Genomic DNA, 14,898 nt, shown 5'->3' with positions numbered 1-14,898 from the left:
TTAAACTACAACCAAGTACACCAATATACAAAGTTAATTAACATAATCAGCGTTCTAGGAATCTATATTATTGATCTAGAGAGTAGGAGGGGAAGGCTCCTTTTTTATTATACGTTTTTTTAGATTAACTTATATTATACGCCCTTTGTATAGACCTATATCCAGGTGAAAGGAAAATGGATGTACCAGTATGGTGCAGTATATTCCGAAGGAAGCAGTGAAAACTAAGTTTTTATTAATGGATAACTTTGTTAAAATGATTTTTAAAACTAACCAATGCTCTTAGGGAGGTAAGAAATGAAGGTAAAAAAAATACATCATGTAGCAATAATTTGTTCCGATTATGAAAAATTAGGGTGTGATATCGTGAAGGAGACATATCGGTCAGATAGGCAGTCGTATAAATTGGATTTAATGGTCGGAGGGGGAATTTAGCTTGAATTGTTCTCATTTCCTGATAGACCAAATCGTCCAGTTATCCTGAAGCAAGAGGGCTTAGACATCTTGCTTTTGAAGTGGAAGATATTAATCGAGCGATTGAAGATTTAGAAAAAGAAAACATTCCAGTCGAACCTATCCGTGTTGATGAGTTAACAGGAAAAAGGTTTACCTTTTTTTGTGATCTGGATGATTTACCTCTTGAAATATATGGAAAGTATTATTTGCAGTAGGGTTATGTATATTTTGATAAGAAAAGTCTTTCATGAAGGTGCCCTAAAACAAAGAAGTACTCAAAACAAAAATGGAACTCATTTTGTGATTTCCATTTTTGTTTCTGTAATTTTTATGTCATAAATTCCGAATTATATATTAAGTTTTTATCAACCTAGTACATTTTAATTTTTAATAATTGGATAAATGTAGGATTTAATATCTTCTGAGACAAATGCTTTACGAATAATCAATTTTAAGAGGTCTTAATTTAATATACTCCCTTTTTCATTACCTAATCTATGTTCGTTTATATTCTTAGGCAGCAAGGCTCATTATCTTGTGAATTTTAAAGGAAGTCTTTTCACTCCAAAAACGAACGGACTTGGAATCGCCTCCAGCTCAGTTCCTTGTACACCTTCCAATTTTGCAAATGTACTTAATAGTGTCACGAGAGCTACTTCTGCTTCTAGACGTGCAAGCGGGGCACCTAAACAAAAATGAATGCCAAACCCGAAACTCAAATGAGGATTTAATTTCCTTTCTAATGTGAACCGATTAGGTTCTTCAAACTTTTGTTCATCCCGGTTTGCCGAAGCGACCCAGCAAATTACTTGTTCCCCCTTTTGGATTGTTTTGCCCCCAACTTTGACTTGTTCCTTTGCAACACGGCCAATTGCCTGTATTGGAGGATAAAAGCGTAGTGTTTCTTCTACCAATTTTGGTATTAAAGGAAGATTTGTCCTAGCTTGTTCTTGAATGATTTTATCTTCTGTCATATAGCGTACGGCATTTGTAATCAAATTAGTTGTTGTTTCATTTCCCGCAACTAATAATAAAACACAGAAAGATAGTACCTCTTCTTCTGTTAATTTTTCCCCATCAATTTTTGCTGCTAATAATAGCGAAATTAAATCTTCTTCAGGATTAACTTTTCTCTCTAAAATTATTTTTTTGAAATATTCTCTAAGAAACTCACTTCCTTCCTTACGTTTCTGTGCCATTATTTGAAAGGCTTCATTTGAATTATCTTTGGCGCCTGCCACGAGAACATCAGAATAGGTTTTAAAAAGATCCCGATCCTTGGCAGGGACCCCCAATAATTCGGCAATTATTATGACAGGCAACGGACCAGCAAGGTTATGAACGAGGTCCATAGTCCCCTTCTCATTTACTTGATCGAGCAGGTAAAGTGTCACCTCTTCAATTTTATTTTTTAAATCTTTCACTGCTTTAGGAGTGAATGCCTTGTTCACTAAATTTCTCATTTTTGTGTGTCTAGGAGGGTCCATTGTCAAAATGCTTCCTTGAAGAGTTCCAGACCCTCGTTCCGAAGAAAACAGTTTTGGATTTTTTAGAATATAATGAACGTCCTCATATCGAAACACATCCCAGCAGCTTCGAGACTCGTCGTACCTTACAGGAGTATTTTGTCGTAAACTATTAAAGATTGGAAAAGGAAATAATTGATCTGCGTTCGAAGCAATTTCGCTCATGGGGATGAGATTTGCATACTGCTCCACTGTGCTTGTTGATTTACGTTCTTGTGTCATGGTTTCATCTCTCCTTTTATTGTGACTAATATTCTTACATAAACTAGTCATGAACCGGTTCATTAACTAAGATAACAAACTCATAATTTGGTTTCAATTGACATAAATTGAGATATTTTTCAATGAGAAGAAAGTAATGACTCGGTTTATTTGATTCACCACTATTGAAAAACTCTTTTGAATTCATAGTTTCTCGTTTAAGGTCATACCGGTACCCCAAGTGGTCGGAGGGGAGTATCAGCTGGAATTGTTCTCTCTTCCTTATAGCCCCAATTGTCCAACTTATCCCATGGTGCAAGAGGGCCTAAGCATCTTGCCTTTGAAATGGATGATATAATCAAGCGATTTAGGAAATTAGTATAGAGGATGACTGAATGGAAATTACAAGATATAAAAGGATCTTATGATATAATCATTAGCCTTGGCAGTTGGTGTGGACCTTCCCTTAATTTAATTTCCCCTTGATTGAGTTGTATCTAATTCACTCCCGGATGTAAGCAGAATATTGAAGAACAGATTTGTCGGATTTATGGATCTTAACAATATGAAGCAGGTAGATGGCATCGCTTCTTATCTTGATGATGCAACAGAGTTATTTTTACAGAAGCAGAAAATTGTATCTCAAGAGTTAAAGAGCACTCATGATTTTAAATGAGTGTTTTTTTTGTACAGTAATCTGCCTAATTATCTAAATTTTCAAAAAAATATAATTGACCCAATCGGGACAGCTGATTTAGAATTGATATGTATATGAAATTTTGTTTTGTATATAAAACTTAATTAGAGGAGGAATATAGTTAGTTAGTGAATGAAGTGTAAAAAATATTTGATTTAGGGGGTAAGGAATATGTTTAAGAATAATATGGCGTTCGTTCTGCTTTGTTTGGTGTTAGTAGTATCTGCATGCGGTACAAGTGACGAAACAACTAAAGAAAACAAAGGGAATTCGGGAGGAAAAGCGGTTAAGCTTACTTTTACGGAACCGGCACGGTTATTGTCAGTAGCCCCATTGTATGTAGCCATTGAGCAAGGATTTTTTGAAAAAGAAGGAATTGAAGCTGAGATTGTATCTGGTGGTGGAGGAGCACAAGTCATCGCTTCTGTATTATCAGGTGAAGCTCAGTTTGCAGTCTCAGGTCCTCGAAGTATGTTTACTCCTCTTGACAAAGGTGAAGATTTATTGGCAATTCAATCTTTAAATTCGGCGCTAACCTATCAAATTACTCTCTCTAAACAATATCAAAAGAAAAAGAATGTTTCTAAAGACTCATCGTTTGAAGATAGAGTGGCTTCATTGAACGGCGCAACTATCGGTACAAACCTTGTCGGTGATTCTGGAGACGTATACACACGCTATTTAATGCAAAAGCATGGTGTTGACCCCGATACGCTTAAAACCGTCAAATTGGCTGGAGATGGATCGAAGATTGGCGGTATGCAGGAGGGGATTGTTGACGGTGGTATAGCATCGCCTCCAATGGGTTTACAGGCGGAAAGTAAAGATGTTGGCGAGATTGTAATTAATACAAGTGAAGAGCCAATGTATGGGAATATGGTCTGGGAAGCCGTTTTTGCTAAAAAGGAATATTTAGAAAAAAATCAGGAAACATCTTTGAAAGTAGTTCGGGCAATAGGGAAAGGTATGGAATTCACACGTAATAATCCAAGAGAGGCAGCCGAATCAATCGAATCTTATTTTGATGGAATTGATGTTGATATCCTAGAGGAATCACTAATCGGATTGAAAAACACTTTTAAAGGCTATGGAGAAATGAATCAAGAAGCTTGGGATAATGCCCAGGATCCATTAGTTGAATTTGGCAAGATATCAGGCGTTTCTACTAAACAGGATACAACTGAAGATGTTATTTGGACAAATAGTTATATAGAAAAGGCTTTTAAAAAATAATTAGAATGGAAAGGAGATGATAGGTAAGATGGAAAATGCACAACTGGAAAACTTTAAATTATCTACTCGTTTTTTAGACGTTACTTACGTAAATAACAAAACTGGTGCAGAAGTGATGGCCCTGCAGAATATAAATTTAAACATTAAAGATGGTGAATTTATATGTATTGTTGGGCCGAGCGGCTGTGGAAAAACCACTTTTTTAAATACTGTAGTTGGATTGCTAAAGCCAAGTAAGGGAGAAATTCTATTAGATCAGCAAAAAATTGATGGTCCCGGCAAGGACAGGGCAATGGTTTTTCAAAACCCGAGTCTTTTACCTTGGAGAACTGTTTTGGAAAATGTTCTTTATGGAGTTGAACTGTTAAAGCAAATAACCGCAGAGAAAAAGAAAGAGGCCAAAGAATTTATTGAAATGGTCGGTTTAAAAGGTTATGAAAATCATTATCCACATGAATTGTCAGGGGGGATGCAGCAACGGGTAAACTTGGCTCGGGCATTAACGGTAAACCCATCATTAATATTATTGGATGAACCATTTTCGGCATTGGACGCACAAACTAGGGAATTTATGCAAGGTGAGTTACTTAGAATATGGGATGAGACAAAAAAGACAAGTCTTTTCATTACACACCAAATTGATGAAGCGGTATTTTTAGCTGATAGAGTTTTTGTTTTTGGGGCAAGACCAGGACGTGTAGTGGAGGTTGTTGATGTTGATATACCTAGACCAAGAGATCTCCATGTGAAACGCAGCCCGGAATTTTTAGAGTTTGTAGATCATATTTGGTCCATTATTGAACAGGAGTCTTCTAAACAAGGTTTCGATAATAAAGAGAAATAATTAATGTGAAAGGAGAACATTATGACGAAGGGTACGATAGAACTTACACAATCAAAGCAAAAGATAAAAAAGGCGAAGAAAATGAAAAAAGAAAAAAAGTCATTTTTTATCAGTGTTGCTTCTGTTTTACTATTCCTGTTGCTTTGGGAAACTGCCTCTCAAAATGAATGGATAAATCCATTGTTCATAAGCTCACCAATTGAAATTGCACAAGCGGCAGTTTTAATGGTCCAAGAAGTTTCCTTTTGGGAAAATATGAAGGTAAGTGGTTACGAATTTGTTTCAGGCTTTGTTTTAGCCATACTTATTGGAATCCCAATAGGTGTGTTATCAGGTTGGAACTCTACCTTTAATGCAGTGGTTAACCCTTTCATTTCAGGACTATATGTAACTCCTAAAGTCGCCCTATTACCAGTGATCATCATCGCATTCGGAATAGGACCAGCATCCAAAATAGTTATCGTATTTTTGATGGCCTTCTTTCCAATAGTGATGAGCGCTCAAAAGGCTATGTTAACATTAGATCAAAACTTAATAAAAGCAGCCAGGACATTTAGTGCAAGTGAATTTCAAATTTTTAAAACCATTGCATTGCCTTCGACTGTACCATTCCTTTTAAACGGTATTCGCTTAGGTATAGGTCAAGGATTAATTGCAGTGGTTGTAGGTGAATTATTCGCTTCGACAGCTGGTATCGGATACCAATTGACAAGCAATGGTCAAAATCTACAAACAGATCGCATGTTTGTTGGCGTGTTGGTCATAACGATTACGGGAATCATTCTTACTTCATTATTAGGCATTATTGAAAGACGTTTTTCATCTTGGAAACCAGAAAATAGTTAATCAAAAATTAATTATGCAGACTGTAGCCAAACTCAATGAAAATCAAGTTTGTCTGCGGTTTGAACGTTGATTTCCATTCCAGGCACTCGCTTTCCGCGGGCGGTCCGGGAGCCTCCTCGGCGCTCTTTGCGCCTGTGGGGTCTCCCTTGGCCTCGCTTCTCCCGCAGGAGTCTCGTACCTTCCATTCCAATCAACTAAACTGTAGTCAATCCCAATGGAAATCGGGTTTGTCTGCGGTTTTTTTATTAAAAAACGTTCCAGTTGATTTCAGAAATCCGTTCCCTTTCCGCCGACTGTCTGCCAAGCCTCCTCGACGCAAGCGTCTGAGGTGTCTCGGCTAGCCAGTAATTCGGCAGGAGTGTCGCATATTTCTTAAATCAATAAGGATTTCAGTGAAAAAACATTAAGGGTAATCTTGTCTTGTTGAAAAATTCAGCAGTTTTTATGGTTGTACATTTTGAACGTTGCCTCCAGGCACCCCCTTTTCCCATGCGGTCCGCCCTTCGGAGCCTTTGTGCCTGCAAAGTCTCGCCTGGACACGCTTTTCCCGCAAGAGTCTCGCACACCCGCTCCAATCAACTTTGTTTTAACTTTTATTTTACTGTGATACTTCACAGCGTGATAGAAAATTTATTGAAGTTCTCACGTATCCATGATACCTTCAGTTTATAGGGAATGGTTGGGAGGAATAGGTTTTGAACACAAAGGCATTTTTATTGGCATCTATTACAGTTATTATTTGGGGCTCTACATTCGCTGCTATTCGTGCAAGCTTGCATGGCGGATATTCAGCCGGTCATTTGGTACTTGTTCGTTATCTTATAGCATCAGGGGTTTTTATCCTTTATGCTCTCTGGCCTGGGGTGAAATTTCGACTCCCGAAAAAAGAGGATTTGTTGAGGATTTCGATTCTTGCATTTATTGGCATTAGTATTTACCATATCGGGGTGACATTCGGTGAACAAACGGTTTCGGCGGGTACGGCAGGAATGCTGATCGGTTCGGCACCTGTCTTCATCGCGATCATTGCTGCGTTCGTTTTAAAAGAACGCCTCGGACTATACGGATGGATTGGTTTAGGAATTGGATTCACAGGGATCACCTTAATAACATTAGGTACCGCAGGACCTTCCCTGAATATTTCTGAAGGAGCTTTTTTAGTATTGATGTCAGCTATTGCTTCTGCGGTGTTTTTTGTTTTCCAAAAGCCACTGTTTAGCCGTTATAATCCGATTGAATTGACAGCATACTTCACATGGATTGGTACAATACCCTTTTTTATATTTTTTCCTGGGCTATTTCAAGAAATTCAACATGCAACTTTGGAAGGTCATTTATCTGCGATTTTTGTTGGTATTTTCCCTGCGGCCATCGGTTATGTAACTTGGGCAATCGCTTTATCATTAGGAAAAGCCAGTTCCGTTTCTAGTTTGTTGTACATAGAACCTGTAATTGCCATTTTCGTCGCTTGGGTTTGGCTTCAGGAAGTACCTAGTACCCTTTCAGTCATTGGCGGCAGTATTGCGATATTGGGGGTCCTTGTCGTTAATGGTTTCGGAAAGTATAAATCAATGGTGAAAAAAGCAGCATGAACTAGAAAAAAAGCAGCATCCCGGATCATCACGAATGGACGTCTATCCGTCCTGGACGACCCAACATAGGAGGGCAGCCCCATTAAAGGAATTCACCCAGGTTGATGAGGTTAATCAAATACACCTGGGGAATTGGATTATTCCGCCCTGTTCCTTACCTGAAATTAAATCTATGTTTAAAGTCCCAATTCAATTTAAATGAATTATTTTCACCTGTTAAAAATTTATAATCAATATAGGACTTTTCTTTCCTAGTCATTCCATCGACATATGGGGAATAAGTACGGAATAATAATACATTTTTCTTTTCATCAAATTCTACAAGTCTTAGCCAGCCATTTCCCCCTCGATAATTCGTTTGGTAATTGACCAGCATTTGAATGACATCATTTCCTGCTGAGTTTTGTTTTACCCGATGCGCTATCCCATAAAAATGTCCATTAACCGTCATGAACACTTGATTATGGTTCTTTACTAGTTCATTCCATATCAGCCGGCCATTGGACGAATCGGCGGCAATGGTTTTATCATCTTTAACTTTCGGAAAAATAATATCATGAGAGACGAGGATTGTCGGTTTATCTTTATGCCGTTCCAGAACTTTTTTTGACCATTCCAAGTCCTTATGGAGGTTTTTCATATCCACGATTAAAACTAAGTATTCATAACTCCCTGCCTTAGCGATTGCATATGAGCTATACCCAGAGGGAGCTGACCCCTTATAGTATTTTTTATTCATAAAACGCTGTGGCCCATAATGTGTTAAAAAAGGATCTCCGGCAGCATAGTCATGATTCCCAGCCGCCATCATATATGGAATTTCCTTTTTATCCAAAAGGGAAATGGCTCTGAGTGAATTCTGCCATTGTTTTTCTGAATCACTATCGACAATGTCCCCAACAAATGTATTCATGATAATATTGTTCTTCTTGGTGTTATTGGATATCCAGTTCATTTGGCTATTGAAAATCTCAGGATTTTGGCTTGAATATTTCTGGGTATCTGGAATAAAGAGGAAATTATAATTCTTCTTATTCGTTAGAATGGGGAAGGACTTGTTTGATCCTTCAAATGGTTCATCATCACGAGCATCCTGTACTAGCCATTCTTTTTCAGTTAATGCCTTATTGGCAATTCGTATTTCCTGGATATTACCTGCGAAAAGCGCATCCAACTTATTTCCCCACTCTGTTGCACCGATATTCCAGCCTTTACCTTTTAATGCTGCAATACCTATGACCCTTTCTGATTCTCCATAATCACTAACGCCATTTAAAGTTAGAGTCGTCGTGCTACCATCATTAACGACTGCCAAATGGTACCATTCACCAGCATTTAAAGATCGAGACCAATTGCTTACATTATAGTTTAAATTAGATGGATGGCTTGTCCAGTGCAATTTTTGATCACTGGATATAGATAAAGCAGAAAGGATTTTTTTCTCACCTTCCATTTTATTAAGATCTGCCGCCTGTCCTTGTCTTGAAAAAAGCCCCATGTCACTTTTGGGTTTCATTGGCATCTTAAATACCGCTTCAATGGTAAACCCCCTATCGAAATTCTCCAAATTGATAGGTGCATCCTTTTTGGTTTTAAAATATCTTCCTGCAGGGGCGTTTTCGTAATTGGCGAATTTCAAGCTATTAACTTTATCTTGAGCATAATAATCTTCTTTAGACCATCTCAACATATTTTTTAATTCGGGTGATGCAGGGTCTCCTATCGTCACTAACTCTAAATCATTTCCTTGTTTGGTTGTATCTTCAATAATTAAATTACCTTTATCGATTGAACCGCTTTTAACATGTTGTTTTGTGAATTTCCAATTTGCAACGATACTGCTCCGATCATCAGCAACGGAATTTAAAGAATCGGCTGACTTGGCAATACCAGGAACAATCATACATAAGAGTGAGAGACCTATAAATGCTTTTTTCATTCTCATAAAATATTCACCCCTTTAAATTAGACTAAGCAAATTAAGAATAATGGTTAAACATGTATTCTTTTCTTACTACCTGGGTAATTTTTGAGGAATAAGCCTAGGTAGGGGAGATTCCGTATAAGCTGCAATAAGGTATAGTTTGCTTATCTTCTCGATAACTTATTAAGGATGAGTAAAAAAGACTTATTACTAAAAAAGACAATAGGAGATAAGGCCTAATGCCTACGATTTGAAATCAAGGATAACAACTAATTTGAAGTATTTTGTTCTTTAGGTGGGAGGGTAGGAAGACAAGCAATGTGTTAGTATTAGGACAGTGATCCATCAAGATAATGAGGTGAAAAAAATGGTGAGAAGGAGATAGGTAGCCTCCTGTAATAGATGTGGTATTAATCTTAGGAGGCTATCTTGAATTATAGGAGATGTATGAGTTATGAAACAAAACAAATATGATGATGCAAATTTCTTTTCTGCGTATGAGCAAATGCCGCGATCAGTGAAAGGGCTCGAAGCTGCCGGAGAATGGCATGTATTAAAGGAGCTAATGCCAAATCTGCGTAATAAAACGGTACTTGATTTGGGCTGCGGTTTCGGCTGGCATTGCCGATTTGCCCGAGAGCAACAGGCAAGTTCCGTCATTGGTGTGGATATTTCCGACAATATGCTTCAAAGAGCACGTGAAAAAACGGATGACCCTTGTATTTCTTATATGAAAATGCCGATTGAAAATATCGATTTTCCCGGCTCTGAATTTGATGTGGTTATCAGTTCATTGGCTTTTCATTACATTGAGTCATATGAGGCAATCTGCAAAAAGGTCCATGATTGTTTAAAGCCTGGAGGCACTTTTGTTTTCTCGGTTGAACATCCAATCTTTACTTCTCGCAACGAACAAGCTTGGTATGACGATGATCACGGCAATCATCTGCATTGGCCAGTTGACAACTATCAGTACGAAGGTGTGAGAGAAACAACCTTCTTAACCGAAAACGTAGTAAAGTATCATCGAACGATTTCAACATATATGAATGACTTGATTGGTGCTGGTTTCAGCATAAAGGCAGTAAAGGAACCGATGCCTTCTGATGACATGTTAAAAAGTGTTACTGAAATGAAAGATGAAAATCGAAGGCCCATGTTTTTAATGATCTCAGCAGTAAAGGAACCGAAAATAATGAAGTAAACGAAAAAAGGCGTTTCTACGAAAGTAGGGACGCCTTTTTATTTACCATCATAATTTTCTATGCAATTGAAGCGTTGATTATCGACTTTAATTAGGCAATGATTAAATAGTTAAATATGGAAATGGGAGTTTGGAGGAGGGAAATTGAATGGAGAAGGTATTTCCGGTCATTGAAACCAAACGATTGATATTAAGGGAAGTAACACTGGAAGATGCGGGTGACATGTTCAAATATCTATCTGATACAGATGTGGTGAAGCCAATGGGGTTAGACCCATTCGAGACAGTAAATGATGTATGGGATGAAATTAAGTGGTATGAATCTATATTCGAAAAAGGTTCGGGAATTAGATGGGGAATTACATTAAAAGATTCCGGTAAGGTTATAGGAAGTTGTGGTTTTCTGAATATGGTAACCAAACACCATCGTGCTGAAATTGGATATGAATTAAGTAAAGACCATTGGGGAAAAGGCATTGCGAGTGAAACATTGGAAGCCGTTGTTATGTATGGTTATCGCCACTTTCACCTGGAAAGGATTGAAGCTTTAATTGAACCTGATAATCACCCATCCCAAAAACTAGTGGAAAAACAAGGATTTAGAAGAGAAGGACTTCTTAGGCATTATGAATATACCCGTGGCAAATTCGATGATTTATACATGTATTCACTCATAAAAGAAGATCTTAACGGCATTTCCTTTTAATTAATTCATTGTGAAGATCATTTAAGAAGCGTCCCTGTTTGTCGACAAAAAGTGGATTTCGGAATGCACTCATCGCGAAGCCCTTTTACGATTTTACTGCGGGGATGGTTACCAATTGGGGTTTTAGAGGTCTCATGCTGAAGACAACTCAATGGAAAACTAGAACTAAAATTTATGAATTTCACCCATAAAAAAACACTTTCACTTTTTAAGGGTTTGTAAATTTGAACGTTGATTTCCATTCCAGGCACTCGCTTTCCGCGGGTGGTCCGGGAGCCTCCTCGGCGCTCTTTGCGCCTGTGGGGTCTCCCTTGGCCTCGCTTTTCCCGCAGGAGTCTCGTACCCTTCCATTCCAATCAACTAGAGTTATTTTACAATTTAGGCTGTTCATCCCAAACCATGTTTAAAACTCGTTTCCATTATGGGTTTTTACTGTTTTATGAAACACTTATTAGATTAATGATATTTACCCTTACTCCTGGAGAGTAACTGGCAGATTCCAAAGTCACTTGCGGTTAGAACGTTTTTAAAACTAGTCATTATTTGCTTGTATGATCTTTTTCAACCTTACAAATTCGGGTAGTGTATGACGAGTACCAATCTTTCATACCTTTTTCTTGTGCCTTTTTGTGAGCGGCATTTTCCTTCCAAAGCTTTATGGCATCCAAGGACTTCCAATAGGATACGGTAATTCCTAACCCGTTTTGATCTCTCACGCTTTCGATTCCTAAATAACCATCTTGTTGAGCGGCAAGTTCATCCATGAATTCAGCGGTTGAATTATAGCTTGCGGCATCCTTATCGCTTCTTTGGGAAGTGAAAATGCAAGCGTAATAGGGCGGTTCGGGGGTATTTGCAAAAAACATGAAATGACGCCTCCTTTTAACTTAATATTCAAAATAATATCATATCGGAAAATGTTTGGATAGATGCCTGGTAAAGCGGGTACTCAGCAAAGAAAACAATGCGGTGAGAAGCAGTATATATATGAAACGGGATACTGCTAAAGGGATTTTATTCTAATTAACGAATATATATTACTTTGACGGCTTTACAAAAAAAGGAGATGGTCTTGTGTGCGGGATTCGTTAGCAAACATATAGAAAGAGATGCATTTTTACCGAAACAACGCGATATTATTTTGGAAAAAGCATTAAAAGATTTAACGGCAGATCCTGATGTTTTGGCTATTTACATAGCTGGTTCAATAGCAAAAGGAAACGATGATCACTACTCCGATATAGATTTGCACACCATTGTAATTCCAAAACGTAAAGCAGAATTTTTAAAGGGAAAAAGGGATCGAGCCAATAATTGGGGAGATGTTTCATTTCACGAAGACTGCAATCCTCATTCACCGTATGTCGTCACCCATTATAATACCTTTGTGAAAGTGGATAGCTGGTATCATGCACCTGATGAAATTGTTCCCTCCATCTGGTTAAAAGAGGTAGAAGTAATCTATGATCCTATTAATATTATCAGTCCTGTTATTAAGGAATCGGCAAAGAAAGTGTATAAACCTACACCCGATGAAGTTGAGCATTGGAGAGGAAAGCTGCTTGCTTTTGTCCATGAAACCTACAGGGCCGTTATGAGAAGAGAAATGTTATATGCACTGTCCAATCTTGATAGGATACGTTGGCTGATTGTGTCTGGTTGGTATATGGAAATGGAAGAGCATATGGATGTCCCCTATGGAGCATGGACAAAAATCGAGGGCAGTAGAAGTAAATTAGCTGGAAAGCAATTATTCCTGTTGGAAAGTTGGGATTGTGGCCGTAATTCAAATGAAATTATTAAGATGCTGAGACGTATGATTCCGGAATTCCTCAGACTAAATGAATGCTTATGTACTCAATTGGGTGTCGAAACAAATGAAGACCATATCAAAAGAATAATCGATATGGCTATCTGATACCTTTTACAATCGGTTATGGCATACTCTTTGTTCGCGTAAAATGTGTAATCAATTTTGGAGGGATGCTAAGTGGCAGAATTGGTATATCATGTAGCAGTTTCACTGGATAATTTCATTGCCGACCAAGCAATGTTGGAAGGGGATATCAATCATTCTTTTTTCTTATTTGAAGGAGAGCATGTCCCGGACTTTTTATCCGATATTCAGCATTATGAAGCGGTGTTGATGGGTAGTAAAACATATGAATTTGGATTTCAATTCGGAGCCAAACCGGGTGAACCAGGTTATAAGGGTTTGAAACATTATATATTTTCGAACTCCCTTCAGTTTGAATCGAATGAGGAGGTAGAACTTATCGAAGGTGACGCCGTTGCGTTTATTGAAAACCTCAAGCGGCAAAGTGACGGAAAGCTATGGCTTTGCGGGGGCGGAGAGTTGGCTGGAACGTTATTGAAACATAAACTCATTGATCAATTGGTGCTAAAAGTGAATCCAGTCATAATCGGAGAAGGCATCCCTCTTTTCGGCAGTCTTAAGCCAAGTCTAAAATTGGATTTAGTTGAAATGAAACAATATCCAAACGGAGTGCTTAAACCCACATATAATATTATTTATGCGTAGGAATATGGTAGTTAGGGCTGCTTTGGCGCGGCCTTTTCCTAATGAAATTCATTGGACATTGAAAGTTAAACTTTTCTTAGTGAAAATATACAAAGAAAATTTATTAGAAATTTATTTTTAACATATATCCTTTCAGTATAACTTGAAAGGAGTTTTCTATATGAGAAAAATAGTAAAAGTATCAAAGAATATATTTTTTACCTTCTTTGCTATCATCTTATTTGTAACGATAGCTGTTTTTATTTACCATAATTATCAAAAGGGAAAGGAATCATCATTAATTAGTGAAGGAACACCCGTTGATTTTAATGAAAAAGAAATTAATGTATATACGGAAGGCAGCGGTGAGGATACTTACGTTTTTATGTCCGGTTCCGGAATTGCTGCTCCTGTTTATGAATTGAAAGGATTATATAGTAAGTTTGCAAAAGAAAATAAGATTGCAGTCATTGAAAGAGCTGGATATGGATACAGTGATGTTTTTCATGATGATAGGGATATCGATACAATATTGGAACAAAGCAGGAAATCGTTAATGGAAAGTGGAAATAAACCTCCTTATATTTTGGTTCCACACTCGATATCAGGTATTGAGGCTATTTACTGGGCACAAAAATACCCTAGTGAAGTAAAGGGATTTATTGCTTTGGATATTGGTTTACCGCACCAATATGTGACTCATAAAATGGGCATGATTGATTCATTGACAGTAAGAGGAGTGAATCTTTTAACGAAAATGGGTTTGCACCGTCTTGTACCTTCTGCTGTTTATAATCCCGAAGTGATCCGGCAATCATTTTTGACTGACCATGAGAAGGAAATGTATAAAACACTATCTTATAAACAGTTTTTTAATGATGATATGGAGCAAGAACTTTTACAGAGTTACAATAATGGTGAAAAATCAGTTAACTTGCCAATACCAAAAGATACACCCATTTTATTTTTAGATGCGATAGCCGATGAAAATGAAAATTCAAAATATACAAAACAAAAAAACGAAGATTATGAGGTTTTTGCAGAAAAACTAATAAAAGCGGATGTAATAAAACTGAAAGGGACGCACAGCATTTATTTATACGCGCCCGATGAAATATATGATCTTTCCATGGAATTTATCAAATGAA

Annotated in this window: 12 protein-coding genes and 1 pseudogene; 10 read left to right on the top strand and 3 right to left on the bottom strand. The window is 37.6% G+C overall.

Translation table 11 applies throughout. The features are described from left to right. The first annotated feature begins 297 nt into the window (after positions 1-297). Positions 298-671 (top strand): annotated as a pseudogene (gene gloA2, locus J7I90_RS22745) (SMU1112c/YaeR family gloxylase I-like metalloprotein). 315 nt (positions 672-986) lie between these two features. Here gloA2 and J7I90_RS22740 read toward each other — a convergent pair. After that, positions 987-2,204: a cytochrome P450 gene (locus J7I90_RS22740; protein ID WP_214773875.1), complete on the bottom strand. Its 1,218-nt coding sequence runs from the start codon at positions 2,202-2,204 to the stop codon at positions 987-989. A gap of 847 nt (positions 2,205-3,051) precedes the next feature. On the opposite strand from J7I90_RS22740, the gene J7I90_RS22735 reads away from it, so the two are divergent. The 4 genes from J7I90_RS22735 (at position 3,052) to J7I90_RS22720 (ending at position 7,395) form a co-directional block, all read left to right on the top strand. Then, a complete protein-coding gene (locus tag J7I90_RS22735) occupies positions 3,052-4,113 on the top strand; it encodes an ABC transporter substrate-binding protein (RefSeq protein WP_214773874.1) in 1,062 nt (353 codons plus the stop codon). Between the two features lie 28 nt (positions 4,114-4,141). Further along, positions 4,142-4,957, top strand: coding sequence for an ABC transporter ATP-binding protein (locus J7I90_RS22730; protein WP_214773873.1), 816 nt, complete (start codon positions 4,142-4,144; stop codon positions 4,955-4,957). A 21-nt stretch (positions 4,958-4,978) separates the two neighbouring features. Further along, positions 4,979-5,803 (top strand): ABC transporter permease, encoded by an 825-nt coding sequence (locus J7I90_RS22725; protein ID WP_034313037.1) that lies wholly within the window; start codon positions 4,979-4,981, stop codon positions 5,801-5,803. 695 nt (positions 5,804-6,498) lie between these two features. Further along, entirely contained in the window at positions 6,499-7,395 is an 897-nt protein-coding gene (locus J7I90_RS22720; RefSeq protein WP_214773872.1) for a DMT family transporter, read from the top strand. A 154-nt stretch (positions 7,396-7,549) separates the two neighbouring features. Here the strand turns inward: J7I90_RS22720 and J7I90_RS22715 are convergent, their stop codons facing one another. Beyond that, on the bottom strand, positions 7,550-9,340 hold the full coding sequence (locus J7I90_RS22715) for a laminin G domain-containing metallophosphoesterase family protein (protein ID WP_214773871.1): 1,791 nt from the start codon (positions 9,338-9,340) through the stop codon (positions 7,550-7,552). Between the two features lie 433 nt (positions 9,341-9,773). On the opposite strand from J7I90_RS22715, the gene J7I90_RS22710 reads away from it, so the two are divergent. Next, positions 9,774-10,523, top strand: a complete 750-nt coding sequence (locus J7I90_RS22710; RefSeq protein ID WP_214773870.1) for a class I SAM-dependent methyltransferase — start codon at positions 9,774-9,776, stop codon at positions 10,521-10,523. Positions 10,524-10,671: 148 nt separating this feature from the next. Then, a complete protein-coding gene (locus J7I90_RS22705; protein WP_214773869.1) occupies positions 10,672-11,229 on the top strand; it encodes a GNAT family N-acetyltransferase in 558 nt (185 codons plus the stop codon). A gap of 539 nt (positions 11,230-11,768) precedes the next feature. Here the strand turns inward: J7I90_RS22705 and J7I90_RS22700 are convergent. Continuing rightward, positions 11,769-12,095, bottom strand: coding sequence for an antibiotic biosynthesis monooxygenase family protein (locus J7I90_RS22700; RefSeq protein ID WP_214773868.1), 327 nt, complete (start codon positions 12,093-12,095; stop codon positions 11,769-11,771). A gap of 176 nt (positions 12,096-12,271) precedes the next feature. On the opposite strand from J7I90_RS22700, the gene J7I90_RS22695 reads away from it, so the two are divergent. The 3 genes from J7I90_RS22695 to J7I90_RS22685 all read left to right on the top strand — a co-directional run bounded on the left by J7I90_RS22695 (position 12,272) and on the right by J7I90_RS22685 (position 14,897). Next, entirely contained in the window at positions 12,272-13,147 is an 876-nt protein-coding gene (locus tag J7I90_RS22695) for an aminoglycoside 6-adenylyltransferase (RefSeq protein ID WP_251025429.1), read from the top strand. A 72-nt stretch (positions 13,148-13,219) separates the two neighbouring features. Beyond that, positions 13,220-13,771, top strand: coding sequence for a dihydrofolate reductase family protein (locus J7I90_RS22690; protein ID WP_214773867.1), 552 nt, complete (start codon positions 13,220-13,222; stop codon positions 13,769-13,771). 160 nt (positions 13,772-13,931) lie between these two features. Continuing rightward, a complete protein-coding gene (locus J7I90_RS22685; protein ID WP_214773866.1) occupies positions 13,932-14,897 on the top strand; it encodes an alpha/beta fold hydrolase in 966 nt (321 codons plus the stop codon). Position 14,898 lies beyond the last annotated feature (1 nt).

Source organism: Bacillus sp. ISL-57, from assembly GCF_018613135.1.
Taxonomy (GTDB): domain Bacteria; phylum Bacillota; class Bacilli; order Bacillales; family DSM-1321; genus Peribacillus; species Peribacillus frigoritolerans.
The sequence above is the reverse complement of the archived record's forward strand: the minus strand, read 5'-3'. Positions and strand labels throughout refer to the sequence as shown.